21 protein-coding genes are annotated in these 25,300 nt (G+C 70.7%); 14 read left to right on the forward strand and 7 right to left on the reverse strand.

Going from position 1 to position 25,300, the window contains the following annotated elements:
* Nucleotides 1-45 precede the first annotated feature (45 nt).
* From otsB to ACF1AJ_RS06120, 4 genes are all read right to left on the reverse strand, one after another.
* Nucleotides 46-870: a trehalose-phosphatase gene (gene otsB / locus ACF1AJ_RS06105; RefSeq protein ID WP_391506549.1), complete on the reverse strand. Its 825-nt coding sequence runs from the start codon at nucleotides 868-870 to the stop codon at nucleotides 46-48.
* A gap of 52 nt (nucleotides 871-922) precedes the next feature.
* On the reverse strand, nucleotides 923-2,425 hold the full coding sequence (gene otsA / locus ACF1AJ_RS06110; protein ID WP_391506550.1) for an alpha,alpha-trehalose-phosphate synthase (UDP-forming): 1,503 nt from the start codon (nucleotides 2,423-2,425) through the stop codon (nucleotides 923-925).
* A gap of 131 nt (nucleotides 2,426-2,556) precedes the next feature.
* On the reverse strand, nucleotides 2,557-3,474 hold the full coding sequence (locus ACF1AJ_RS06115) for an SGNH/GDSL hydrolase family protein (RefSeq protein ID WP_391506551.1): 918 nt from the start codon (nucleotides 3,472-3,474) through the stop codon (nucleotides 2,557-2,559).
* 35 nt (nucleotides 3,475-3,509) lie between these two features.
* Entirely contained in the window at nucleotides 3,510-4,196 is a 687-nt protein-coding gene (locus ACF1AJ_RS06120) for a helix-turn-helix domain-containing protein (protein WP_309858520.1), read from the reverse strand.
* A 121-nt stretch (nucleotides 4,197-4,317) separates the two neighbouring features.
* Here ACF1AJ_RS06120 and ACF1AJ_RS06125 point away from each other — a divergent pair, with 121 nt between their 5' ends.
* Together ACF1AJ_RS06125 and ACF1AJ_RS06130 are read left to right on the forward strand one after the other, a co-directional pair.
* Nucleotides 4,318-7,236 carry an MMPL family transporter gene (locus ACF1AJ_RS06125; protein ID WP_391506552.1) on the forward strand — a complete coding sequence of 973 codons (2,919 nt, stop codon included), beginning with the start codon at nucleotides 4,318-4,320 and terminating at the stop codon, nucleotides 7,234-7,236.
* Nucleotides 7,236-9,113 (forward strand): YhgE/Pip family protein, encoded by a 1,878-nt coding sequence (locus ACF1AJ_RS06130; RefSeq protein WP_391506553.1) that lies wholly within the window; start codon nucleotides 7,236-7,238, stop codon nucleotides 9,111-9,113. The genes ACF1AJ_RS06125 and ACF1AJ_RS06130 overlap by 1 nt, the downstream gene beginning before the upstream one ends.
* A gap of 79 nt (nucleotides 9,114-9,192) precedes the next feature.
* Here the strand turns inward: ACF1AJ_RS06130 and ACF1AJ_RS06135 are convergent, their stop codons facing one another.
* Nucleotides 9,193-10,347 carry an SLC13 family permease gene (locus tag ACF1AJ_RS06135; RefSeq protein ID WP_391506554.1) on the reverse strand — a complete coding sequence of 385 codons (1,155 nt, stop codon included), beginning with the start codon at nucleotides 10,345-10,347 and terminating at the stop codon, nucleotides 9,193-9,195.
* Between the two features lie 62 nt (nucleotides 10,348-10,409).
* Here ACF1AJ_RS06135 and ACF1AJ_RS06140 point away from each other — a divergent pair, with 62 nt between their 5' ends.
* Together ACF1AJ_RS06140 and ACF1AJ_RS06145 are read left to right on the forward strand one after the other, a co-directional pair.
* Nucleotides 10,410-10,628, forward strand: coding sequence for a hypothetical protein (locus tag ACF1AJ_RS06140; protein WP_018190568.1), 219 nt, complete (start codon nucleotides 10,410-10,412; stop codon nucleotides 10,626-10,628).
* A gap of 129 nt (nucleotides 10,629-10,757) precedes the next feature.
* The gene (locus ACF1AJ_RS06145) at nucleotides 10,758-11,219 is read left to right on the forward strand and encodes a hypothetical protein (RefSeq protein WP_391506555.1); all 462 of its coding nucleotides are present in this window, start codon (nucleotides 10,758-10,760) and stop codon (nucleotides 11,217-11,219) included.
* Nucleotides 11,220-11,228: 9 nt separating this feature from the next.
* On the opposite strand, the gene ACF1AJ_RS06150 is transcribed toward ACF1AJ_RS06145, so the two are convergent.
* Complete coding sequence (locus ACF1AJ_RS06150) at nucleotides 11,229-12,605, reverse strand: glucose-6-phosphate dehydrogenase (RefSeq protein WP_391506556.1); 1,377 nt, start codon at nucleotides 12,603-12,605, stop codon at nucleotides 11,229-11,231.
* 29 nt (nucleotides 12,606-12,634) lie between these two features.
* On the opposite strand from ACF1AJ_RS06150, the gene ACF1AJ_RS06155 reads away from it, so the two are divergent.
* From ACF1AJ_RS06155 to ACF1AJ_RS06165, 3 genes are read left to right on the forward strand one after another with little or no spacing between them, the layout of a single operon-like run.
* Nucleotides 12,635-14,410 (forward strand): glycoside hydrolase family 15 protein, encoded by a 1,776-nt coding sequence (locus ACF1AJ_RS06155; protein ID WP_391506557.1) that lies wholly within the window; start codon nucleotides 12,635-12,637, stop codon nucleotides 14,408-14,410.
* Entirely contained in the window at nucleotides 14,407-14,709 is a 303-nt protein-coding gene (gene clpS, locus ACF1AJ_RS06160) for an ATP-dependent Clp protease adapter ClpS (RefSeq protein WP_391506558.1), read from the forward strand. The genes ACF1AJ_RS06155 and clpS overlap by 4 nt, the downstream gene beginning before the upstream one ends.
* On the forward strand, nucleotides 14,706-15,212 hold the full coding sequence (locus tag ACF1AJ_RS06165) for a DUF2017 family protein (protein WP_391506559.1): 507 nt from the start codon (nucleotides 14,706-14,708) through the stop codon (nucleotides 15,210-15,212). Before clpS ends, ACF1AJ_RS06165 begins: the two co-directional genes overlap by 4 nt.
* 278 nt (nucleotides 15,213-15,490) lie before the next feature.
* On the opposite strand, the gene ACF1AJ_RS06170 is transcribed toward ACF1AJ_RS06165, so the two are convergent.
* Entirely contained in the window at nucleotides 15,491-16,612 is a 1,122-nt protein-coding gene (locus ACF1AJ_RS06170; RefSeq protein WP_391506560.1) for a hypothetical protein, read from the reverse strand.
* A 185-nt stretch (nucleotides 16,613-16,797) separates the two neighbouring features.
* Here ACF1AJ_RS06170 and ACF1AJ_RS06175 point away from each other — a divergent pair, with 185 nt between their 5' ends.
* The 7 genes from ACF1AJ_RS06175 to ACF1AJ_RS06205 are packed head-to-tail and all read left to right on the forward strand — an operon-like array spanning nucleotide 16,798 to nucleotide 25,252.
* Nucleotides 16,798-18,885, forward strand: coding sequence for a hypothetical protein (locus tag ACF1AJ_RS06175; RefSeq protein WP_391506561.1), 2,088 nt, complete (start codon nucleotides 16,798-16,800; stop codon nucleotides 18,883-18,885).
* 7 nt (nucleotides 18,886-18,892) lie between these two features.
* On the forward strand, nucleotides 18,893-19,915 hold the full coding sequence (locus ACF1AJ_RS06180; protein ID WP_391506562.1) for a LacI family DNA-binding transcriptional regulator: 1,023 nt from the start codon (nucleotides 18,893-18,895) through the stop codon (nucleotides 19,913-19,915).
* 36 nt (nucleotides 19,916-19,951) lie between these two features.
* Nucleotides 19,952-21,244, forward strand: a complete 1,293-nt coding sequence (locus tag ACF1AJ_RS06185) for an ABC transporter substrate-binding protein (RefSeq protein WP_391506563.1) — start codon at nucleotides 19,952-19,954, stop codon at nucleotides 21,242-21,244.
* 2 nt (nucleotides 21,245-21,246) lie between these two features.
* Nucleotides 21,247-22,224: a carbohydrate ABC transporter permease gene (locus ACF1AJ_RS06190; protein WP_391506564.1), complete on the forward strand. Its 978-nt coding sequence runs from the start codon at nucleotides 21,247-21,249 to the stop codon at nucleotides 22,222-22,224.
* Nucleotides 22,221-23,132 carry a carbohydrate ABC transporter permease gene (locus ACF1AJ_RS06195; RefSeq protein WP_309858479.1) on the forward strand — a complete coding sequence of 304 codons (912 nt, stop codon included), beginning with the start codon at nucleotides 22,221-22,223 and terminating at the stop codon, nucleotides 23,130-23,132. Before ACF1AJ_RS06190 ends, ACF1AJ_RS06195 begins: the two co-directional genes overlap by 4 nt.
* A 39-nt stretch (nucleotides 23,133-23,171) precedes the next feature.
* A complete protein-coding gene (locus ACF1AJ_RS06200) occupies nucleotides 23,172-24,197 on the forward strand; it encodes a hypothetical protein (RefSeq protein ID WP_391506565.1) in 1,026 nt (341 codons plus the stop codon).
* Nucleotides 24,194-25,252 carry a glycosidase gene (locus ACF1AJ_RS06205; RefSeq protein WP_391506566.1) on the forward strand — a complete coding sequence of 353 codons (1,059 nt, stop codon included), beginning with the start codon at nucleotides 24,194-24,196 and terminating at the stop codon, nucleotides 25,250-25,252. The genes ACF1AJ_RS06200 and ACF1AJ_RS06205 overlap by 4 nt, the downstream gene beginning before the upstream one ends.
* Nucleotides 25,253-25,300: the final 48 nt, after the last annotated feature.

Below are 25,300 nucleotides of genomic sequence, written 5' to 3' on the forward strand. Positions count from 1 at the left end.
CGCTCCGACCATGCGTCCCGTGCCTGGGGAGAGCTCGCGAAGGCGTCAGTCTGTGGACGAGTTCGTGTGCGCCTCGCGCGCCTGGGCCAGCAGGCCCAGCAGGGTGGCGATCGCGCGCTCGTCCGCGACGCGGTACTGCGCGGCCGTCTCGCCCGTCCCGACCTTGATGCCCACGTCACCGCGCTCGGGGCGCAGCACCGCGAAGCCGTCCTCGTCGGTCACGTCGTCGCCGGCGAACAGGACCGCGGTCGCGTGCGTGTACTCGCGCAGGCGCTCGACGCCGTCGCCCTTGTTCGCGCCGCGGACGGAGAACTCGATGATGTCCTTGCCGTCGCGGATGGTGAGGCCGTCGCTCACCGACGCCGCGGCCTCGCGGGCGCGGGCGACGACCTCCGGTCCGCGCTCGGCGGCCACGAGTCGGTAGTGCACGCCGAAGCCGACCGGCTTGGTCTCGAGCTTGGTGTCCGGGACGTCGTCGACGAGGGCCTGCAGCAGCTCGCCCAGCCGCCCCAGGGTCTCCTGCTCCTCCGGGCTCAGGTCGAGGGAGACGCCGTCGCGGCCGAAGCGGATCTCGACCCCATGCGAGCCGATCAGCAGCGCGTCCTCATCCGCCTCCGTCACGGTCTCGAGGCTCGACAGCGGGCGACCGGAGACGTACGCGACCCAGGTGTCCGGCAAGTGCTCGAGGCGGTCGAGAGCGGCCTTCGACTCCGGGAGCGCGCGGGCGCCGCGCGGCACATCCACGAACGGGGCCAGCGTCCCGTCGAAGTCGAGGGCGAGCAGCAGCCGGTCGGCGCGCGCCAGCTCCTGCAGGGCCGACGCGAGGGCGATGGCGGAGGCGGGCGGGCGGTGCGAAGCGTTGTCGGACATGCGTCTTTCCTGCAGGGAGTGGGACGAGGGATGCGGGTCAGCGCCGGCCGGTTCAGCGCCGGTTGACGGGCGGGTTCTGCAGCGGGTGGTCGCCGTGCGCGCTGCGGGTCAGCGCATCGAGGAAGGACGCCGACCAGCGGGCGACGTCGTTCGTGAGCACCTTCTTGCGCAGGGCGCGCATCCGCCGCGTGCGGTCGCGCCGCGGCATCGCGAGCGCCTGCAGGACGGTCTCCTTGAGTCCCTCGATGTCGTGCGGGTTGATGAGGAGCGCCTGCCGGAGCTCGTCGGAGGCGCCGGCGAACTCGCTCAGCACGAGCACGCCGTCCTCGTCCACCCGGGTGGCCACGTACTCCTTCGCGACGAGGTTCATGCCGTCTCGGAGCGCCGTGACCAGCATGACGTCGGCGGCGAGGTAGAGGGCCACCATCTCTTCGCGCGGGTAGCCGTGGTGGAGGTAGGCGATCGCGGTGTGGCCGAGGGTGGAGTAGTCGCCGTTGATACGGCCGACGGTCAGCTCGATCTCGTCGCGCAGCTGCCGGTAGGTCTCGACGCGCTCGCGGCTGGGGCTGGCGACCTGGACGAGCGTGACGTCCTCCGCGTTCAGCCGGCCCTCTTCGAGCAGCTCGCCGAAGGCCTTGAGCCGGTGACCGATCCCCTTCGTGTAGTCGAGGCGGTCGACGCCGAGCATGATCTTCTCGGGGTTGCCGAGCTCCTCGCGGATCTCTCGCGCGCGGGCCTGGATCTCCGGCTTCCGCGCGAGCTCCTGGTACTGGTCGGCGTCGATGGAGATCGGGAACGCGCGGGCGAGCACCGTGCGCACCAGGCCGCCGCGGCGGTCCGTCGTGACGTGGCGGTGCGAGCCGGCCTCTGGGTCGTCCGTGTCGATCGGCACCTCGATGATGGGGCCGCGCGTCTCGAAGCCCTTCAGCCGGCGGACCGCGCGCGAGAAGTTGCCGGCGTCGGCGACGCGCTGGAAGCCGATCACGTCGGCTCCGAGCAGGCCGTCGATGATCTGGCGGCGCCAGGGCAGCTGCGAGTAGATGCCGTACGGCGGGAACGGGATGTGGTTGAAGAAGCCGATCACGAGGTCCGGCCGCAGCTCGCGCAGCATCGCGGGGACGAGCTGCAGCTGGTAGTCGTGCACCCAGACGACGGCGCCGGGCGCCGAGACGGAGGCGGCGGCCTGGGCGAACCGGCGGTTGACCTTCACATAGGTCTCCCACCACTCGCGGTGGTAGCTCGGCTGCGCGATGACGTCGTGATACAGCGGCCACAGGGTGTCGTTGGAGAAACCCTCGTAGTACTCCTGCAGCTCCTGGTCGGAGAGCGGGACGGGCAGGATGTTGATGCCGCCGGCCTCGAAGGGCTCGATCTCCTCCCCCGCCACGCCGGCCCAGCCGATCCAGATGCCGTCCTGCGACCGCATCACCGGCTCGAGCGCCGCGACGAGACCGCCGGGCGATGGTCGCCAGTCGGCGTTCCCGCTCTCGTCGACCACCCGGTCGACGGGCAGTCGGTTGGACACGATGACGAGGTCGTACGTGTCGTCGTTCATGGTCGTGCTCGCGGTGGTCGTCGTCGATTCAGGCGTCGCGGTGATGGTGGGTCAACTCCCTCGAGGGGTCGGGACGTGGACACCAGCCAGGGTACCAGCGTCCTCCGAGCCCCCTCACGGGGTGCTCGCGGCTAGTGCGCCGTCCCGAGCAGCTGGACGAGCCGGCTCGCGTACTCGGCGTAGCCGGCGCCGGTCGGATGGAAGACATCCGGGCCGGTCGTGTTGAGCCACGGTTTCCGGTCGCCGATCGCATGCCCCGCGAAGTCGACGGGAAGGTAGGTCATCGCCTTGCCGGCCGCCCTCTGTTCGTCGACCGCCTGGCGGATCACCTCGTTCAGCCCCAGTGTCGCGGCATTGATCGCCGCCGCCGTGCCGAAGTCGGGTGCGTTCGGGTCGGACGCGTCGTACAGGAGGGTGTAGCCGGTCACGACGATGCGCGCGTTGGGCGCGGACTGCGCGATCGCGCTGTAGACCGTGTCGAGCCGGTCGGGCAGCACGTTCAGCAGCGAGAGGGCGGCCGTGACCTCGTTGCGGCACGCGGCGGCCTTGCCCGCGGCGCAGTCCCCCGCGATCGCGGCGACGCCGAGGTCGTTGCCGCCGATGCTGACCGTCACGAGATCCGTACGGTCGTCGAGCGCGATCAGCTGGTGCTTGAGGAGGTCGGAGGTGGTCGCCCCGGCACAGGCTGCGTTGACCACGAGGTCGATGCCCGCGTCGCGGGCGAACACCGCGGGGTAGGCGCGCGGGCTCAGCCGGCACTTCCCCTTCTCGTCGCCGCCGCCCATGCCCGCGGCGAACGAGTCGCCGAGGGCGACGTACCGGGTGGATGCGGTGAGCGGCTCCTTCGGGAACGGGTCGGGAGTCGCCGTCGGCGTCGGGACGGCGGTCGACTCGGCATGCGGTGTGTCGGCGCTGGTGGGCGCGGACGAGCACGCCGTCAGGGCCGTGAGGACGGCCGCCGTGGCGAGCAGGGCGACGGAGCGGAGCACACGCGAGGAGCGCGGCGCGCGCACGAGCGCACGCGAGGTCCGGGATGCTTCGGGTCGCATCCCATCGAGCGTAGTCGCCGACGCTTGGCGAACGCTCAAACGCGCTCGGTCAGCGCCAGCAGGATCGCGGGCACCGACTCGGACAGCCGCTCCGTGAAGGTCCGCTCGTCCCCGGCGAGCACCGCGCGGGCTTCGCCGCTCGCGCACAACTCGGCGATCACGCGGACGGCCTCCTCCGGGGCGATGGTGAAGCGGCGCCGCGCGCTCGCGAGTGCTTCGACGACGATCTCGGTGAGGTCGGCGAAGAACTCGTCGTGATACCGCAGATAGTCGGCCGCGATGGCATGGTCACGCAGCGCCATCAGCTGGAACTCGGCCTGTACGAGCCACCAGCGCCGGTCGTCGGACTGCAGCTCCAGGATGTGCGTGATGGTCTGCAGCACATCCTCGTCGGAGAGCCCGGCTCCCTCTGCTCCGACGAGCGGCGCGAGGAACTGCGCGACACCGGTGTTCAGCTGTTCGAGCCGCATGGTCTTCTCGCGCTCCATCAGCGCGAAGAACAACTCCTCCTTGCTGGAGAAGTTCGAGTAGAACGCGCCGCGTGTGAAGCCGGCCGCCTCGGCGATCGTCTCGACGCTGGCGGCGCGGACGCCCTGCTCCGCGAACACGTCGAACGCCGCGTCGAGCAGGCGCGCGCGGGTGCGCTGACGCCGCGCCGACTCGGCCGGGATGTCCTCGGGAACGCCGGCGGCGACGCCCTCGCTGAGAGTCGTGCTTTCCAAGCTGAAACCTTCCTGCAAGGAGCTGTCGATACAGGAGTGTATCCGATACGGTCGTGTACGGATACAAAGGTGTATCGAACCGCTCCTCACCCCTTTTCGGTACTCATCCACTGGAGAACGCGTGTCCTCGCTCCTGTATTCGGTCGGCCGCTGGGCTTACCGCGCCCGCGCCCTCGTCGTCATCGTCTGGATCGGCCTGCTGGCGCTCCTCGGCGGCGGTGCGCTGCTCTTCAACCAGGGTACGGACAACAGCTTCAGCATTCCGGGCACTGAGTCGCAAGAGGCGCTCGACACGCTGAGCCGCACCTTCCCGCAGGTCAGCGGTACGACCGCGCAGATCGTCGTCGTCGCACCGGACGGCCACACGGTCGACGACAGTGACATCAAGCAGCCCATCGAGGACACGGTCGACCAGTTGAAGGACGTCGACGGCGTCTCCGGCGTCAGCTCGCCCTACTCCACCCAGGTCAAGAACCTGATCTCCGACGACCGCTCTGCGGCCATCATCACGGTCCAGCTGAAGGGCCAGATGACCACGGTCACGGATGCGACCAAGACCGCCGTCAAGGACGCGGGGGCCGATCTCAAGGAACAGCTGCCGGACGGCTCGAAGTCGGCCGTGGGCGGTCAGCTGTTCTCGCAGAACCTGCCGACGCTCTCGGTCATCGAACTCGTCGGTGTGCTCATCGCGCTCGTCGTGCTCATCCTGACGTTCGGCTCGTTCCTCGCGGCCGGGATGCCGCTGCTCACCGCGATCCTGGGCGTCGCCATCTCGATGTGCCTGATCTTCATCGCGACGCTGTTCGGCTCGATCTCGTCGACGACGCCGATGCTCGCCCTGATGCTCGGCCTCGCGGTCGGCATCGACTACTCGCTCTTCATCATCTCGCGGCACCAGGCACAGCTGAAGTCGGGGGTGCCGCCGGAGGAGTCCGCCGCGCGCGCGGTCGCGACGGCCGGATCCGCCGTACTGTTCGCCGGCATCACGGTCATCATCGCCTTGGCTGGCCTCGCCGTCGCCAACATCCCGTTCCTCACGACCATGGGCATCGCGGCATCCGTCGGCGTCGCGGTCGCCGTGCTCGTCGCACTGACCATGACGCCCGCCCTGCTCGGCTTCGCCGGGGCGCGGCTCACGCCTGGTCGCCGGAAGGCGGCGCGCGCCGCGAAGCGCGGGGCGACGGCGGCTGCGGTCGAGGGTGCGACGGAGGCTGAAACGGCACAGGCCGATCCTTCCGCTGCGGACTCCCCCGAACCCGTGGATGCGTCCGCCCCCTCGTTCGCGCACGCCGCGAAGGCCGACATCCCGCCCGGGTTCTTCCGCGGCTGGGTGCGCGCCGTCATCCGCTTCCCGATCGTCACGGTCGTCGCCGTCATCGTCGCCCTCGGGATCGCGGCCCTGCCCGCCCTGCAGCTGCGGCTCGCCCTTCCGGACGCCGGCTCGCAGCCCGAAGGCGCCCCGGCGCGCGTCGCTTACGACCTCGTCTCGGACCACTTCGGCCCCGGCTACAACGGTCCCTTGATCGTCACCGGCTCGATCATCTCCAGCACCGACCCGGTCGGCCTGATGACGAAGATCGGGGATGAGATCGCCGACCTTCCCGGCGTCGCCTCCGTCCCGCTCGCCACGCCGAACGCGACCGCCGACACCGGCATCGTGCAGGTCGTCCCGACCACCGGGCCGAACGACCAGAAGACCGCCGACCTGGTCGCCGAGATCCGTTCCCAGCACCAGCACTTCCTCGACGAGTACGGCGTCGACCTCAAGGTCACCGGCAACACCGCCGCCCAGATCGACGTGTCGTCGCGACTGGCCGGCGCGCTGCTGCCCTTCGGCATCCTGGTGGTCGGGCTCTCGCTCATCCTCCTGACGATGGTGTTCCGCTCGATCGCGGTGCCCATCAAGGCAGCGCTCGGCTACCTGCTCTCGGTCGGCGCTGCGTTCGGAGCGGTCACGGTCGTGTTCGAGTGGGGCTGGCTGGCCGATCTCCTGCACGTCGACAAGACCGGGCCGATCATCTCGTTCATGCCGATCATCCTGATGGGCGTGCTGTTCGGGCTCGCGATGGACTACGAGGTGTTCCTGGTCAGCCGCATGCGCGAGGACTACGTGCACGGCGGCGACGCCCGGCGTGCCATCCAGAGCGGGTTCGTCAGCTCCGCCAAGGTCGTCACCGCGGCCGCGATCATCATGATCTCGGTGTTCGCCGCCTTCGTCCCGGAGGGCGACGCGTCCATCAAACCCATCGCGCTCGGCCTCGCCGTCGGCGTGTTCGTCGATGCGTTCATCGTCCGGATGACGCTGGTCCCGGCGGTGCTGCAGCTGCTCGGCGAGAAGGCGTGGTGGATGCCGCGCTGGCTCGACCGCATCCTCCCCTCGTTCGACGTGGAGGGCGACGGCCTGCAGAAGGAGCTGGAGCTCGCGAAGTGGCCGGTGGGCGGACAGAACCTCGTCGCCGCTGCCGACGGGCTGACCGTCAGCACCCGCAAGCGGCGCCTGGTGGGCGACGTGTCCTTCCGGCTCGCCGACGGCGAGGTGCTCGTCGTGCACGGCGACGACCGCACGGCGGCCGTCGCGCTGCTGATGGCCGTCACGGGCCGCACGCCGGTCGACGGCGGGACCGTCAAGGTCGCGGGCCTGGTGCTGCCCGTCCGGGGCGCCGCCGTCCGCTCGCGCACCGCCATCGTGCGGCTGGATGCGGCCGAGACGCCGGTGGAGGACCTCCGCCACGCACTCGCCGGCCGCCCGCAGCTGCTGGCCCTCGACGCCGTCGACTCCGTCACCGACCCGATCGAGCGCCGCCGCATCCGGGCAGAGCTGACCGCAGCGCTGAGCCGCGCCCGGGTCGAGGAGCGCCCGTTCGCGCTCGTCGTCAGCTGCGTCGAGCCCGCGGGCCTCGACGATCTGCTGCCCGAGAGCGCCGAACCGACCGAGGTCGACCTGTCCGCGGGCGCCGGCCCGCGCGCCGTCGCGGCCCCCGATCTCACCGACTCCGACCGCGCCGAGCACGGCGCCCACCTCGAGAAGACGAACGCCTGATGACCACCCCCTCCTCCCGCCTCCGCCGCCCGCGCTCGCTGTTCTCGCTGGAGCGCATGCGCTCCGACAAGCGCGTCACCTGGCTGACGATCGTCGGCCTCCTGCTCGTCCCCATCACCATCGGCGGGCTGCTCGTCTGGGCGCTGTGGAACCCGACCGAACGCCTGCATGACGTCAAGGCGGCCGTCGTGAACCTCGACCAGCCCGTCACGGTGAACGGGCGGACGGTGCCGCTCGGCCGCCAGCTCTCCGCCGGCCTGCTCGACTCCAAGAACGACAACTTCACCTGGGTGCTGACGGACAAGAAGGATGCCGACAAGGGCATCGACAACGGCGAGTACGTGTCCGTGGTCACCATCCCGGAGAACTTCTCGAAGGCCGCGACCTCGACCGCAGGAGCCGCCGCCGACGCCACCCAGGCCACGATCGACGTTCGCACCAGCCCCGACTCGAAGCTGGTCGACCCGGCCATCAGCCAGGCCGTCACGACGACAGCGACCTCCGTGCTCAACAAGCAGCTGACCTCCACGTACATCGAGAACGTCTACGTCGGCTTCAACACCCTCGGCGAGCAGCTCGGCAAGGCGGCGACCGGTGCCGACCAGCTCGCCGGCGGCCTGACCCAGCTGGCCGGCGGCACGCACCAGCTGGCCGACGGCGCAGCGCAGCTCTCGACGGGGGCGTCGTCGCTCGCCGACGGGATCTCGCAACTGTCCGACGGCACCTCGGGGCTCGCCGACGGACTGAACACGCTCGCGTCCAGCGGCGCGGCCGTCGACGGAGGCGCACAGCAGCTGGCGGGGACGGCCGCCACGATGTCCTCCAGCCTCACCGCCGCCACCAACGGGATCAACGCGGCCGTCGCTCAGAACTGCGCGCCACCGGCCGACCCCGCCGTCGGGGCCCTGTGCGCCCAGCTGTCGGCGCAGCTGAAGGACCTTAACACGGCACAGGCCTACGGAGCCGGGCTCGCGTCGGGTACGCAGACCTTCGCGGGCCAGCTCGGGCAATACACAGGCGGCGTTTCGCAGTCGGCGTCCGGCGCGCAGCAGCTGGCGAGCGGCGCATCCCAGTCGGCGGACGGCGCGCAGCAGTTCGCGACCGGGGTGAAGCAGCTCAGCGACGGCATCCCCGTGCTCGCCTCCGGCGCCGACCAGTCCGCCTCCGGCGCGTCGTCGCTCGCCTCCGGCCTGCACGCGGCGGTCGAGCAGCTCCCGAGTTATGACAGCGGCGAGCGGACCAGCCTCGCGAAGGTCGCGGCCGAGCCGGTCACGCAGAAGGCCTCCGGCGAGACCGCGTTCGGCACGGCGAGCATCCCGCTGTTCGCCTCCGTCGCGCTGTGGCTCGGCGCGCTCGCCACATTCCTCGTGCTCCAAGCGCTCTCGCGCCGCGCGCTGCTGACCTCGCGCGCGGCCGGACGCATCGCGCTCGACGGATTCCTCCCCGCCGCAGCACTCGGCGTCGTGCAGGGCGTGCTGGTCGCTGCCGTGCTGGCACCGGCGCTCGCGGTCGACGCGGGCCACTGGTTCGGCTTCGCCGGACTCGCCGCCGCCGCCGGCATCGCGTTCGCCGCGGTCAACCACGGCCTGGTCGCCCTCCTCGGCGGTGTCGGACGGTTCCTGTCGATGCTGGTCGTCGTGGTGACCCTCGCCTCGGGCATCGTGTCGACCGCTCCCGGTTTCTTCGACGCCGCCCTCCCCTGGCTGCCGACCGCACCGGCCATCACCGCGCTGCAGGGGGCGATCGACGGCTCGGCGGACGCCTGGCGTGGCCTGGGCGGGCTCCTGCTGTGGGCCGCATTCGGGTTCGCCCTCGCGCTGATCGCCGTCGCCCGACGCCGGGTCGTGCGCGCCGCGCAGCTGCTGCCGGCGGAGTAGCCGCATCTGTGGGGCGCGACGCGCCGTTATCGCGGGGCGATAACGGCGCGTTGCGGCCCACAGACCGTCGGGGCCGGGGCTAAACGGTCAGCGAGAGCGCCAGGGTCGCGAGGACGACCGTGACCGGAGCCACGATCAGGCCCAGGAGCATGTAGCGGCTCCAGCGGATCTCCACGTCGAACGACGTCAGCCGCTGGTGCCACAGCAGGGTCGCGAGCGACGCCCACGGCGTGATCAGCGGACCGGCGTTGACGCCGATCAGCAGTGCCGCCAGGCGCGCAGGGGTGTCGGCCACCGGCTCCAGCGCGAGATACGCGGGCAGGTTGTCGATCGCGTTCGCCCCCACCAGCCCGGTCAGCGACAGCCGCAGCAGCGCCAGCGGCGACTCCCCCGTGCCCGAGATCGTGGCCATGAGCGTCGCGAGCCCGGCCGCGTGCAGCGCCTCGATGAACAGGAACAGGCCGGAGGCGAGCAGCACCAGCTGCCAGGGCACCAAGCCGAACCGCAGCACGCTGCGGCGTCGGACCAGGAACACCACTGCGAGGACGACCGCGGCGATGCTCGTCGGCAGCCACACAGGCAGACCGGAGACGAGGAGCGGGACGAGCGCCACCACCACGGCGCCCGAGATCCAGAACAGCACCGGATCCTCGATGCCGTCCTCCTCCCCCGTCTCGTAGCGCACGAGCAGCGACTTCCGGGCGATCACGAAGACGACGATCATCGGCACGATCATCGCCACCAGCGCGGGCGCCAGCATGAGGGCCGCGAAGGCTGCGGGGGTCGGGTCGCCCATGGCGTGCTGGGCCAGCAGGTTGGTGAGGTTGGAGACCGGGAGCAGCAGGGAGCCGGCGTTCGCCATCCACACGGTCGTCAGCGCGAACGGCAGCGGGTTGAGCCCGGCGTGCCGAGCCATGACGATGACCACTGGCGTGAGCAGCACCGCGGTGGTGTCGAGCGACAGGAAGATCGTGCTGAGCGCGGCGACCACCACGACCAGCAGCCAGAGCACCCAGGCGCGCCCCCGCCCCCAGCGCGCGGTCTGCTGCGCGAGGACGGTGAAGACGCCCGCTTCGGCCGCGAGTTCCGTCACGACCGTGATGGCGACGACGAACAGCAGGATGGGCCAGACGCGGTCCCACAGCTCGACGGCTTCGGAGACGGGCAGCAGGCCGGTAGCCACGGCGATTCCGCCGAGCACGAGGAGCACGGCGCCCACGACAGCGGTGCGCATCCTCCTCCTCCCGGTCCCGACTGTGGAAGCGTACGCTACGGGACGACCCCGAAAGGAACGGCATGCGCAAGTACCTCTTCAACGGAGCCGTGATCAGTGCGGCGATCGGCCTGTGGACCACCATCCAGTCGTCCAAGAGCGGACCGCGCGACTGGCGCATCCCGCTGATGTGGATCAACGCGGCGATCTCGCTGACGCTGGCGATCGGAGCGGTGCTGCAGGAGTCGAAAGAGGCGTCCGAGCGCGAATCCACGCCGCTGGGTTCGCGAAAAGGGCGTTGACCCGCTGATTTCCGCCGAAATCCCCGGCGTGTTGCGCCGTGTCGCAACACATGTGTCCAGGACACTTGTATACAACGGTGAACCTGGAAGGGGTGCGCGATGTTTGGTCGGAGGCGACACGCTGCGGCAGTGCCGGCGGCTCCTGTTCCGCAGCTGACGGACGCCCAGATCCTCGAGCTCGTGCACACCAAGGTGGCGGAGCTCATCGGCGAGAAGGGCGAGTGGACCGTGGTCCGCCGCGCTCACGACGACACCGACACCATCTTCCACTCGATCCTCGCCCAGTCGGTCTCGGTGGGCATCGCCGCCGCGATCGCCGAGGCGCGCCGTCGCCTCGAAGCCGGTGAGAGCCTCACCGAGCCGCAGCACCTGGCCGCGGCCGTCGCTGACGAGCCGGTCGTCGTCACGGCCGCGGTCGTCGAGACCGCGCCCGCGGCAGCCGTCGTCGAGACCGCTGCCGCAGAGGTCGCGACGCCGGAAGCCGAGCCCGCCGCCTTCGGCTGGGAGCCCGCGCCGATCACGCAGTGGACCGACCTGCGCAAGCCGGTCACCGGCGAGTTCCCGCTCGTCTCGCACCGCTCCGCGGCCTAGCCGGCCGGATCAACCCAGCTGCGCCCAGTCCTCCGGACCCTCCGACCCCGCCGGATACTCCTGCAACGGGACGCTGCCGTCGTGCCAGGCGGTCAGCACCGGCTCCACGATCCGCCAGCACTCCACCGCCGTGTCCGCTCGCACCGACAGCGACGGATCCCCGTCGAGGATGCCCTCAAGCACCTCGCCGTAGGCCAGCAGCGCGCCGGGACCGAAGTCGGCGGTGAGGCTGGCGCGCTCCAGCTCGTACGGGTTGTCGGTGCCGTTGATGTTGATGTCGAGCGACATCGAGTCCGGGGCGAACATCAGCCGGAGCTGGGCCGGCTCCATGGCGCCCTTCAGCCCGGTCGGCACGTGCTGGGCGGGAACGAAGGTGATGACCATCTCACGCCGGCGGCTGCCGAGCGCCTTGCCCGACCGGAGGGTGAACGGCACGCCCTTCCACCGCCAGGTGTCCACCTGCAGCGTTACCTCGGCCAGCGTCTCTGTCTCGCGCGCCGGGTCGACACCGCTCTCGTCGGCGTAGGCCGGGAGCTTCTTGCCGTCGATCTCCCCCGCCGCGTAGCGGGCGCGCCGGCTCGCGGTGACCGGGTCGCCGCCCCACACCTTCGTCGCACGCAGCACCAGCTGCTTGGCGTCGCGCAGGTCGGCCTCGCCCAGCGTCGACGGCGGCTCCATGGCGAGCACCGCCATGACCTGCAGTAGGTGGCTCTGAATCATGTCGATGAGGGCGCCGGCGCCGTCGTAGTAGCGCGCGCGTCCCTCCAAGGCGAGAGTCTCGTCGTAGATGACGTCGACGCGCTCGATGTGCAGGCCGTCCCAGAGCGGCTCCAGGATGCTGTTGGCGAACCGCACGCCGAGGATGTTGAGCACGCTGGAACGCCCGAGGAAGTGGTCGACGCGGTGGATCTGGTCCTCGGGGACGAGCTTCGCCAACTGCGCGTTCAGCCGGATGGCGCTTTCGCGGTCCGTGCCGAACGGCTTCTCCAGTGCGAGCGTCAGCCCCTTCGGGAGGTCGAACGTGCCGAGGGCGTCGCACGCCTTCGCCGTCACGGCCGGAGGCAGCGCGAAGTACAGCGCGGGGACGCCGTCCACGCTCGCGAGGAGCGACTTCAGGTCGTCCGCGCTGGTGGCGTCGCCCTTCACGTAGCGGGTGCCGGCGAGCAGCCGCTCCACCGCATCCCCCTTCGCGTCGACCGTCGCGAACGACGTGGTGACGATCTTCCGCCAGGCGTCGTCGTCGAGGTCGTCGCTGCTCGAGCCGACCAGGGCGAACGCGCGGTCGGGCTGATCGGTGAGCAGCTGTCCGATGGCGGGGAGCAGGAGCCGTGACGTGAGGTCGCCGGATGCTCCGAGAATCACAAGAGTGTCCACGGACTGCGTCATGCCGTTCACAGTACGTCCATACTGGGAATATGTCGCTCCCCATCGAGGATTACGCCCTGATCAGTGACTGCTTCACCGGGGGCCTCGTCGGGAAGGACGGAAGCATCGACTGGCTGTGCCTCCCCCGCTACGACTCGCAGTCCATGTTCGGCGCCCTGCTCGGCACCGAGGACCACGGCCGCTGGCTGGTCGCGCCGGACGACGCCACCGCCACCAGCACGCGCCACTACGAGAAGGACACGATGATCCTCGTCACGCGGTGGCGCACCGCCGACGGCGAGGTGGAGGTCGTGGACGCGATGCCGATGGGCGACCACCGCGCCGACATCATCCGGCGCGTCCGCGGTGTCAGCGGCACCGTGCGCATGCGGCAGGACCTGCGCATCCGCTTCGGGTATGCGAACGCGATCCCGTGGGTGCGCCAGGAGAAGGAGGAGCGGCCCCACGCCCTCGTCGCCGTCGCCGGGCCCGACGCGATCGTCGTCCGCGGCTCCGAGCTCCACGCGGCCAACCACTCCCATGAGGGGTCGTTCACGGTGCGCGCCGGCCAGACCGTCGACCTCGTGCTCACCTGGTTCCCGTCGCACCGCGAGGCGCCGCCCGCGCTCGACGTCGACAACGCCCTGCAGCACACCCGGGAGTGGTGGACCGACTGGGCCAGCGGCTGCGCCCACGAGGGTCCGTACCGCGACGAGGTCGTGCGGTCGCTGCTCCTGCTCCGCGCGCTGTCGCACCTTGAGACCGGCGGCATCGTCGCCGCGGCGACCACCTCCCTGCCCGAGGCGTTCGGCGGTCAACGCAACTGGGACTACCGCTACGTGTGGCTGCGCGACGCCTCGCTGACGATCGGCGTGCTGCTCGAGCACGGCTACAACGACTCCGTCGACCACTGGCGCGACTGGCTGCTCCGCGCGATCGCGGGCGATCCCGGCGACGTGCAGATCATGTACGGCCTCGCCGGAGAGCGCGACCTCTCGGAACGGATCATCGACAGCCTGCCCGGGTACCAGGGCGCGCATCCCGTCCGGATCGGCAACGGCGCATCCACCCAGTTCCAGGCCGACGTGATCGGCGAGGTCATGCTCGGCCTCGACCACGGCCGGCGCGCGGGCAACACCGAGACCCGGTTCTCGTGGGCGCTGCAGCGCGCACTGATGGGCTACCTGGAGCAGCACTGGCGCGACCCGGACCACGGGATCTGGGAGATCCGCGACAAGCCGCAGCAGTTCACCCACTCCCGCGCGCTCGTGTGGGCGGCGTTCGACTGCGCGATCCGCGGCGTCGAGGAGTACGGGCTGGACGGTCCGGTCGAGCGCTGGAAGCGCGAGCGCGATGCCATCCGCGCCGACATCGAGGCGAACGGCTGGGACGCGCATCGCGGCACGTACGTGCAGCACTACGGCACGACCGCCGTCGACGCCTCCCTGCTGCAACTGGCGCAGGTCGGCTACGTCGAAGCGGACGACCCCCGGATGCTCGGAACCGTGCGCGCTCTCGAGGAGGACCTGCTGCGCGACGGCCTGCTGCTGCGCTACCGCACCGAATCCGGAGTGGATGGGCTGCCGCCCGGCGAGCATCCCTTCCTGGCCTGCTCGTTCTGGCTGGTCGAGCAGTACGCCCGCTCGGGCCGCCTGGCGGACGCGACGCGGCTCATGGACCGGCTGGTCGGCCTGGCGAACGATGTCGGTATGCTCTCCGAGGAATACGACGTCGACGGCCGCTCCCACGCGGGCAACACACCGCAGGCGCTGACCCACCTTGCGCTGGTGCGGGCGGCGGACGCGATCGCGGAGGCGACCGGATGACGGACGCCGGCACGCTGGAGCAGACCGGGACGCGCGAGGAGACGGACGAGCTTCTCGAACTCGGCTCGCCGTGGGTGACGATCGTCTGGAACGACCCCGTCAACCTGATGAGCTACGTGACCTACGTGTTCCAGACCTACTTCGGCTTCCCCCGCGCGGAGGCGGAACGGCGGATGATGCTGGTGCACACCGAGGGTCGCGCGGTCGTCGCGACGGGCACCCGCGAGGAGATGGAACGGCACGTGGAGGCCATGCACGAGTACGGGCTCTGGGCGACGCTGCAGAAGGCGGACGCGTGATCCCGTTCCACCGCAGGCGTCGTGACGGGCGGGTGGTCGCCTCCTTCGCGGCGGACGAAGCCCGGCTGCTGCTGTCGCTCGCCGACGAAGCGGCCGAGCTGGCGCGCGCCGCCGCCTCCCCCGACGGCCCGCAGGCGGATCCTGCGCTCGGACGCCTGCTGCCCGACGCGTATCCCGACGACCCGGAGGCGTCGGCGGAGTTCCGCCGGTTCACCGCGGAGGGCCTCGCCGACCGCAAGGAGCACAACGCGCGGCTGATGGCGCAGACGCTCGGCGAGCCGACCGGCAGACGCACCGAGGTGGCGCTCGACGACGCCGAGGCGAGCGCGTGGCTGCGGACGATCACCGACCTCCGGCTGGTTCTCGCGGCGCGCCTCGGCATCCACGAGGACGGCGACGAGGGCGACATCCACGACGAGGAGTCGGCGATGCAGCGCGCGGTCTACGACTGGCTGGCCGCGGTGCAGGAGTTCCTCGTGCTGGCGGTCCGCCCCCGCCGCTGACGCACCGCCGCGGCGCCGAAACGGAGGACGCCCCGCCGGCGCGGCTCGCGCGTCGAAACGGAGGTGGATGCGGCCCGAACCCGGTCCCCGACCCACCTTTTCCTGCCTCGCGTCGGCGTGTCGGCTCATTCGTCCTCCGTTTCCGTTCCCGCGCGAAACGGAGGAGAAACGCCCGGTGGAGGGGCCATTTCGGCACGAACGGAGGGGATGCGGGCGGAATCTGGGCTGTGTACCTCCGTTTCCGTCGGCGTCGGAAACGGAGGAGAAACGGAGCGAGGTCAGACCGGGAAGCGGACGGCGGCCGCGGCCGCACCGCCGCCCGGCACGTCCTCCGCCCGGAGCGCGTACACCTTCGCTTTGGAGGACAGCGCGCGGCGGAGGACCTCATCCACCACGCCGTACTCGCCCGGGGCGTCGTCGTCGCCGAAGGTGATCGCGCCGGTCTCGTCATCGACGGTGCCCGGCACCCGGCGATCGATGTCGATGACGAGCGACTCGACCGCGCCGAAGGTCGCAGCGCGCGCGATGTCACTGAGGTCGACGAGGGCGGTCCCGGCGGCGATCCGCGCCTCGTACGTGTCGCGCAGAGCCGCCACCTTGCTCGCGTACAGCCGGTCGAGCACTCCGCGCGCTGCCGCAGCGAGTTCCTCGTCGGTCTTCTCCTCCGGGTTGCCGCCGATCACCTCGGAGACGAGGTGCGGGTGCTCCCCTGCGCCCTTGAAGATGCCCAGGAGCGGCTCCGCGGCGGCGAGGATGAGCGGCTCGGTCGAGTTGGCGAGCAGCGGATGGAGGGCGCGCTCGATCGCCTGCACGTACTCCAGCATCCGCACCTTGTGGCCCTCCGAGCCCTGGATGCGCCCGTCGGCCTGCCGGCCGCTGATCGACGGGAGCCCGACGGCCGCGGCGGCATCCGTCGGCATTCCCGGCACGTCGATCCGCTCGGGCGACTGGTCGGGAGTGATCCGCAGCAGGCGCACCGAGTTCCCGGCTAGGGCGAGGATGAGCGCCGCCTGCGGGAAGGTCAGCGCACGCAGCAGCGGCTTCACGTAGAAGCGGTCCGCGATCTCGCAGGCCGTGCTGAGCCTGTTCGGCAGCCGGAAGGTCTCGGCCAGCTCGCCGTCGAGGAACACCGCGAGCGACCGCGACTGGTAGCGCCAGAAGTCGCGGTCGTCGAGGATCCGCTCCCCCTCCGCCTGGATGCTCTGGATGCGCGAGCGCGGCACCTCGAGCTTCTCGAGTGCCCGCTGGGCCGACGCCAGGTGGTTCTTGAGCTCGATGCGGGCACGGTCGGCCTCGGCCGGGGTCGTCCCGGTCGGCAGGTAGACGCTGACGCAGCCGGGCTGCCGGAGGCCGGCTATCCGTTCGACGTCGGCCTGGGTCGGGATGTCCTTGTACTCCACGGAAGTCCTCCTGCCCCGCCGTCATGGCGTGGTCGATCGCGGTACGGTGCGGCCAGTCTCGTCGCGCGACGGGGGGCTTCACAAGACTCACGTTGACTTTTGCCGCCAGCACGCCTACCGTCTTTTAAACCGGTTTAGATGATGACCCCCGCTCGGGGGTCGCTCCACCATGAGGGGTCGCGACGATGCGTAACCGAGAACTGAAGACACCGCGGGCTGCGCTCGCTCTCGCGCTCGGCGCGACACTGGCGGTCACCGCCGTCGCCCTGCCCGCGCAGGCCGCGACCACCGCTCCGGCCGCCGTCCGCAGCACCTCCGCCACCGCGGACGCCGCCCCGCCGAAGCTCACCAACTTGGCCCACCTCGACTTCCTGCTCGACGATGTCCCGCTCCTCGCGGGCGTCGCCGGCCACACCACGTACCGTGCCGCCGAGGAGCCGGTCGCCCGAGCGCCGTGGGTCTACGCCGACCGCCAGTCCGACGGCACGTTCCACCGCGTCGGCGGCGGCCCGATCACCGATGCCCCTCGTGGCTGGTACGCCCAGGGCGCGTACGACGCCGACGACATCTCGCGCGCCGCGGTCGTCTACCTGCGCGACTGGAAGCAGAACGGCACGGCATCCAGCCGCACGTCCGCCTACGAGCTGCTCCGCTCGCTCACCTACCTGCAGACGGCGGACGGCCCGAACGCCGGCAACGTGGTGCTCTGGCAGCAGCGCGACGGCACGCTCAACCCGTCCGCCATCCCGAAGGAGCTGCCCGACCCGTCCGACTCGGCCGAGTCGTTCTGGCTCGCCCGCACCGTCTGGGCGCTCGGCGAGGGCTACGCGGGCTTCCGCGACGCCGACCCGGCCTTCGCGTCGTTCCTCGGCGACCGGATGCAGCTGGCGCTCGGCGCCCTCGGCCGCCAGTCGCTCGCCCAGTACCCGCAGACGCAGGTCGCCGACGGCGTCACCGTCCCCGGCTGGCTGATCGTCGGCAGCGCCGGGGCGACGGCGGAGGCCGTGCTCGGCCTGAGCGCGTACGTCTCCGCCCGTCCGGCAGACACCGCAACGCGCACCGCCCTCGCCCACTACTCGGAGGGGATCGCGAAGCTGCAGAGCGGCGGCATCGGCCAGTGGCCGTTCGGCGCCCTGCTGCCCGAGGCGAACTCCCCCACCTTCTGGCACGCCTGGGCCGGGATGCAGCCCGCCGCCCTCACCGCAGCGTCCGCGACCCTCGGCGACGCCTCCCTGCAGCGCACTGCGACCACCGACCTCGCCCAGTTCACCGCGCAACTGCTCGCGACCGGCGGACCGGACAACGGCTGGACGCCGACCCCGGCCGACCGCACCCAGATCGCCTACGGCGTCGACTCGCGACTCGAGGGACTCGTCGCCGCGGCCGACGCGACCGGCGCCGGCGGGCTCGCCGCGCTGGCCGGAGCGCAGGCCGCCTGGTATTTCGGAGCCAACCGCGCCGGTGTCCCGGCCTACGACCCGGCGACCGGTGTCTGCGTCGACGGCATCGCGGCCGACGGCACCGTCAACCGCAACTGCGGAGCCGAGTCGGTCATCCACACCCAGCTGAGCATGCTCGCGCTGGATGCGCATCCCGCCATCGCCCGCGCCGCCACCGCCCTCACCCGCACGACCGCGACGCAGGGCCTGACGGTGGTCGAGGCGGAGTCCGGCACGACCACCGGCGCCGTCACCACCGTCACGCCGCCGTCGGCCTGGACCGGCTCGGCCAACTGGTCGGGCGGTGCCTACCTGCAGGCCTCCGACCGCTCCACCGTCACGGTCACGCTGCCGACGGGCCATCCGGCGGCGCGCATCCTGCCGATCGCCGACCTCGGCCCGGGCGGAGCGGGCACGACCTCCTGGACCGCCTCGGTCGGCCGCTTCACCCTGCCCCTCGGCCGGACCGACAACGTCCGCCCCGGTGAGCAGGGCATCGCGCCCAGCCCGGTCTTCCTGCTGCCGCAGACCCTGCCCATCCCCGTTCCCGCCCAGGCCACGACGGTGACCGCCCGCGTCTCCGGGACCGCCCGGCTGGACGCCCTGCTCGTCCAGCCCGTCGTGTCGCACCTCGGGCTCGCGGGCAGCAGCAGCCTCGACGTCTACGTCAACGCGACGAAGCTGCCGGTGCCGCAGAAGCTGGATGCGACGGGCCCGGTCACCGCGACCAGCTACGACTCCTCCGGCCGCCAGGTCGGCCGCACGCAGACCGTCGGAGCCCACGGCATCATCGTGGTCCTCCCCGGCGGCTTCACCACGGTGACCCCGAAGTGAGCCCCGCATGAGTCCGGCCAACGTCACGATCAACGACGTCGCCCGCGCCGCGGGCGTCAGCAAGTCGCTCGTGTCGCTGACCCTGAACGCGCGGCCGGGGGTCGCGAGCGAGACGCGGGAGCGCATCCTGCAGACCGCCCGCGACCTCGGCTGGACACCGCATCCCGGCGCCCGCGGTCTGAGCACCCGGCGCGCCTACGCCCTCGGGCTGGTGCTGCGGCGCGAACCCCGGACGATCGAGGTGGACCCGTTCTTCGCCTCGTTCATCGCCGGAGTGGAGACCGTGCTTGCCGAACGCGGCAACGTGCTCGTGCTGACCGTCGTGCCCGACCGCGCCGCCGAGGAGCGTGCGTATGAGCGGCTCATCGCCGACAAGCGCGTCGACGGGTTCCTGCTCACCGACCTCCTCGCCGCGGACGAGCGCATCCCGCTGATCTCGCGGCTCGGTTCCTACGCTGTGTCACTCGGCGAACCGCCCGGTGGCAGCCCCTTCCCCGTCATCACCCGCGACTACGACTCCGGCATCGACGAGCTCGTCCGGCACCTCGTTCAGCTCGGGCACCGCCGCATCGCCCACGTCTCGGGCGACGAGCGGATGCTGCACGGGCTCCGCAGGCGCGAGCGCTTCGAGCTCGCCGCGGCGGCGGCCGGGATCTCCCCCGTCGTCGTCACCACAGACTTCTCTCCCGAGCAGGGCGCCGAGGCCACCAAGGCGTTGCTCGAGACAGAGGACCGCCCGACCGCGATCGTCTACGGGAACGACCCGATGGCGATCGCGGGCATGGGCGTCGCTCATGAGCGAGGGCTCGACCTCCCGGCCGAGCTCTCCATCACCGGACTGGACGGCTCGCACATCGGGTCGTTCGTCTACCCCTCCCTCACCACCCTCGACAACGACCCGGCCGGCTGGGGAACCGCCGCCGCCACCGCGCTGCTGCGGCTGGTGGAGGACGGCGAACCCGGCGACGTCGCGCTGCCGCCTGCCCAGCTGGTGGTGCGCGCCTCCACCGCCCCGCCGTCGGCCGGCTGATCGACCCCACCCCCACACCCACCGAAAGGCAGAGACATGCGAAAGCGTAGGATCGCCATCTCCCTCATCACCGCCGGCATCGTCGCCGGCACCCTGGCCGCGTGCGGCTCGAGCGGAGGCGGCAGCACAGACGCCATGAAGGCGCACGGCCCGATCACCATCTGGTACTCCAACAACACCCAGGAGGTGCAGTGGGGCAAGGCGATGGTCTCGGCCTGGAACTCCGCGCACCCGAAGGAGAAGATCAAGGCGCAGGAGGTGCCTGCCGGCAAGAGCACCGAGGAGGTCATCGGCGCCGCCATCACCGCAGGCACCACACCGTGCCTGGTGTTCAACAACCTCCCGGCGGCCACCGGCCAGTGGCAGAAGCAGGGCGGCCTCGTCGACCTGTCGAAGTTCCCGGACGGGAACAAGTACATCGAGGCCCGCAGCGGTGACGCCGCGGCCCAGTACAAGTCGGCCGACGGCGACTACTACCAGATGCCCTGGAAGCAGAACCCCGTCATGATCTTCTACAACAAGGCCATCTTCCAGAAGGCCGGCCTCGACCCCGAGAAGCCCGACCTGTCGACCTACGACAAGTTCCTGGCCGCCGCGCAGAAGATCAAGTCGTCCGGCGCAGCTCCGTACGCGATCTACCCGGCCCCGACGAGCGAGTTCTTCCAGGTGAACTTCGACTACCTGCCGCTGCTCGCCGCCCAGACCGGTGGCAAGACCTTCATCGAGGACGGCAAGGCCACCATCGCCGACCAGGACTCGCTGGATGTCGCCAACTTCTGGAAGACCATCTACAGCGACGGGCTCGCCGGCAAGGAGCAGTACCAGGGCGACGCGTTCCAGGACGGCAAGTCCGCCATGGCCATCGTCGGCCCGTGGGCGATCGCGTACTACGGCGACAAGGTCCAGTGGGGCTCCGTCCCCGTCCCGACCAAGGACGGCACGTCGGCCGACGAGACCTACACCTTCCCGGACGCGAAGAACATCGGCATGTACACCTCCTGCAAGAACCAGGGGACGGCGTGGGATGTGCTGAAGTTCGCGACCAGTCAGGAGCAGGACGGCAAGCTGCTCGACGTCAGCGGCCAGATGCCGATCCGCAAGGACCTCGCCACCACCTACGCGTCGTACTTCGAGTCGCACCCCGCGTACAAGGAGTTCGGTGCGCAGAGCGCTCGCACGGTGGACGACCCGACCGGCACGAACACCATCGCGCAGATGCAGGCCCTGCGTGACGCCTACACGAAGGCGGTCGTCAACGGCAGCGGATCGGTGGAGGACGTCTTCAAGGCGGCAGCCGACAAGATCGACAAGCTCCAGGCCCAGAAGTAGCCATGAGCACCTCCGTCCGCGGTTCTGACACCGCACGGCCGGCGGCGGGCGCCTCGCCCGCCGCCGGGTCGGGGCGCACGCACCGGCCGCCGCTCGTGCAGCGCATCCTGGGCACCAACCCGCTCGGCTGGCTGTTCAGCGCGCCGTACCTCGTCTTCGTGCTCGCCATCTTCGCGTTCCCGCTGTGCTTCGCGGTGTACATGTCGTTCTTCGACTACTTCTTCGCGGCGCCCGGGGCGAACGTGGATCGCCCGTTCGTCGGGTTCGACAACTACGTCCAGGCGTTCACCGACCCCCAGGTGCTGCAGTCGTTCGTCAACGTCGGCATCTTCCTGATCATCAACGTGCCGCTCACCGTCATCCTGTCGCTGCTGCTCGCCTCGGGGCTCAACAGCATCGTCCGGTTCCGCACCTTCCTGCGGGTGAGCTACTACGTGCCGTACGTGACAGCGAGTGTGGCGACCATCGCCGTCTGGCTGTTCCTGTTCGGCCAGAACGGACTCGTCAACCAGATCCTCGGTCCGCTGGCGCCGAGCCCGAGCTGGCTCTCGAACCCGGCGCTGGCCATGCCCTCCATCGCGATCTACGTCACGTGGAAGGGTCTCGGCTTCTACATCCTGCTGTACCTCGCAGCGCTGCAGAACGTGCCGACCGAGCTGTACGAGTCGGCCGCCACCGACGGCGCGGGCAAGATCCGGCAGTTCATGTCGGTGACCGTGCCGGGCGTGCGTCCGGCGACCGTGCTGGTGCTGCTGCTCGCGACGATCACCGGCGCGAACCTGTTCACGGAGCCGTACCTGCTCACCGGAGGCGGCGGCCCGGAGGGACGGTCCGCCTCGCCGGTGCTGCTCATCTATCAGCAGGGCATCCAGCAGGGCCACCCGGGATACGCCTCCGCGATCGGGGTCATCCTCGTCATCGGGGTGCTCATCATCGGCTGGCTGCAGAACCGCTTCGTCGGAGGGAGGAACGAGTCATGACCACGGAGACCACACCGCGCGCCGTCGCACCGGCACGGAAACGGCGCCGGAGGGACCTGGGCACCCCGCGACGGCTGAGCCGCGGGCAGACGATCCTGCAGGGCATCGTGCTGGCGCTCGGCGCCATCGCGTTCCTGTTCCCCTTCTATTACATGCTGGTCGGGTCGCTGCAGACGGCCCCCGACACGACGATCGCGGGTGCCTTCCCGAACCCGGGGAACCTGACGCTGCAGAACTACGCCGAGATCAACTCGCGCATCAACCTGGTGACCGGCCTCGTGAACTCAGGGATCTTCACCGGCGGCGTGCTGCTGGGCACGGTCGTGTTCGGCGTGCTGGCCGGGTACTCGCTCGCCGTGCTGCAGTGGCGCGGACGCGGGGTCACCTTCGCCCTGGCGCTGCTCGTGCAGACCATCCCGTTCCAGCTGCTGATGATCCCGCTGTACGTGCTCATCGCGCGCAACTACGGGCTCGCCGACAACTATCTCGGGATGATCCTGCCGTTCGCAATCAACTCGGCGGCCGTGCTCATCTTCCGGCAGTACTTCCTGCAGCTCCCGAAGGAGTTGTTCGACGCCGCCCGCGTCGACGGCGCCGGCGAGTTCCGGCTGCTGTGGCGGATCGCGCTGCCCCTGGTGCGACCTGCTCTCGTCACGGTGCTGCTGCTCACCTTCATCGGCCCGTGGAACGAGTTCCTCTGGCCGTTCCTGATCACCAAGGAGGCGAGCCTGCAGCCGCTGGCCGTGTCGCTGGCGAACTACATCTCGACGGTCGCGGGTTCCACCGCGAACCCGTACGGCGCGATCCTCTCCGGAGCCGTCGTGCTGGCCGCACCCGTCGTCATCCTGTTCATCGTGTTCCAGCGCTACTTCACCTCCACCGATCTGGGCTCGTCCGTCAAGGGCTGACCCACCGCGTCCATCCACAGAAACGAACCACGGGAGACCATGGACACCGTCCACACTGCACCGGCGGAGCACGACGCCCTGCTGGCGAGCTACCGCGAGGCGCTCGCGCACACCAACGCCCTCACCGACCGCATCTCGACCGACCAGTTCTCGGCGCACTACCCGGTGCGCCCGGACTGGGCGATCGGGCCGTTCGTCCGTGACGACGCGCTGACCTTCCGCCCGGAGGGCCAGTGGGACGACCCGACCGGGGTGGGATGGACGAGCGACTCGGTCTTCAACCCGACCGTCATCCAGCGCGGCGACGACGTGCACCTGTTCTACCGGGCGTCGCCGCGCAAGGAGTCGACCGCCAGCCGGATCGGTCACGCGGTCCGGCGGGACGGCGCGTGGCACGACTCACCCGCCAACCCGATCCTCTATCCGACGCTGGCGAACGAGACGCTCGGCGTCGAGGACCCGAAGGTCTATGCCCTCGACACCGGCTACGTGCTCTTCTACAACGCGATCTGGCGACGGGACGACGGATCCGTCGCCGTCGACATCATGAGCGCGGTCTCGGACGACCTCGAGCACTGGACCAAGCGCGGCCTCGTCGTCCCCTACGAGGTCTCGGAGTACTGGGCGAAGGGAGCCGTCATCCCGCGCGACGAGCACGGCCGGGCGGTGCGCATCGGCGGCCAGTACCTCATGTTCTTGTCCGAGGGATGCGGCGGCCGGCCGACGATCGGACGCTCGACCGACGGCCTCGAGTGGCGCTTCGAGGTGCAGCCCTACCTCGACCTGTCGCCGCTCCCCGGCACGCTGTTCGAGGTCGCCTGCGCCGTCGTCGACGGCGACCGGCTGGTGCTCGACTTCTTCTACGCCGACGCCGACGGCGACTTCGCCGCAGCGCAAGCGCTGTACCGGCTCGACGACCCGTTCACCCAGCTGGAGCTCAACCGCGGCGGCTCGCTCGCCTGGGGCGGGCTCCAGAAGCTCGACGCCCGCTGGTCGTTCGCCCAGGGATGGGATGCTCCGCCCGGGGTCCGCGAACTGTACTTCTACAAGGAGGTGGACGCATGAGCGCGTTCCCATACCGGCTCTCGCGCGCGGGCGTCGTGATGACCCCCGTCGCCGGCGACCTGCTCGAGGCGGAGGGGGTGCTCAACCCCGCCTCCGGCCGCGGCCCCGACGGCGACCTGTACCTGCTGCCGCGTCTGGTCGCCGAAGGCAACGTCTCGCGCGTCGGCCTCGCCCGCGTGATCACGGAGGACGGCGTCCCGGTCGCCGTCGAACGCCAGGGCGTCGTGCTCGAACCGGACCGCCCGTTCGAGCGCGGCCGCTCTAACGCGGGCGTCGAGGACCCGCGCATCACGTTCATCCCGTCGCTCGGGCTGCACGTGATGACGTACGTCGCCTACGGACCGCTCGGCCCGCACACCGCGGTCGCCGTCTCCGACGACCTGCGCGCCTGGCGGCGGCTCGGCCCCGTGTCGTTCGAGTACGACGACGAGCTGGGAGTCGACCTGTCGCTCTTCCACAACAAGGACACGGTGTTCTTCCCTGAGCCCGTCACGGCTCCCGACGGCACGCCGAGCCTCGCCGTGCTCCACCGGCCGGTGTGGGATCTGGGCGAGATCCGTCCGGGCGAGGGCGAGCAACCCCCCGCCGGCGAGGGCCGTCCCAGCATCTGGATCGCGTTCATCCCCGTGGAGGCTGTGCATCGCGACCTGCGCGAGCTCGCCCGCTGGAGGCAGAACCGCTTCCTGGCGGGCCCTGAGTTCCCGTTCGAAGAGCTCAAGATCGGTGCGGGCCCGGCGCCGCGACGCGTCCCCGAGGGCTGGCTGCTCATCCACCACGGTGTGACCGGCCGCCTCGAGTCGGGCGTCGCGCAGCAGAAGAACGTCAACTACGCCGCCGGCGCGATGATCCTCGACGGCGACGAGCCGTGGCGGGTGCTCGACCGCACCACCGAACCGCTGCTCTCGGCCGAGACGGAGGACGAGCGGAGCGGCATCGTGCCGAACGTCGTGTTCCCGACCGCCATCGAAACGGTGGACGGCCGCGACTGGGTGTTCTACGGCATGGCAGACTCGAAGATCGGGGTCGCGCTGCTGGAGCGGGCCGGGGCCGACTGAGACCCGCCGGCCGCCGCAGATGGGCGCTATTGCGCGGATTATGAATAT

Source organism: Leifsonia sp. NPDC014704 (assembly GCF_043083605.1).
Lineage (GTDB): Bacteria > Actinomycetota > Actinomycetes > Actinomycetales > Microbacteriaceae > Leifsonia.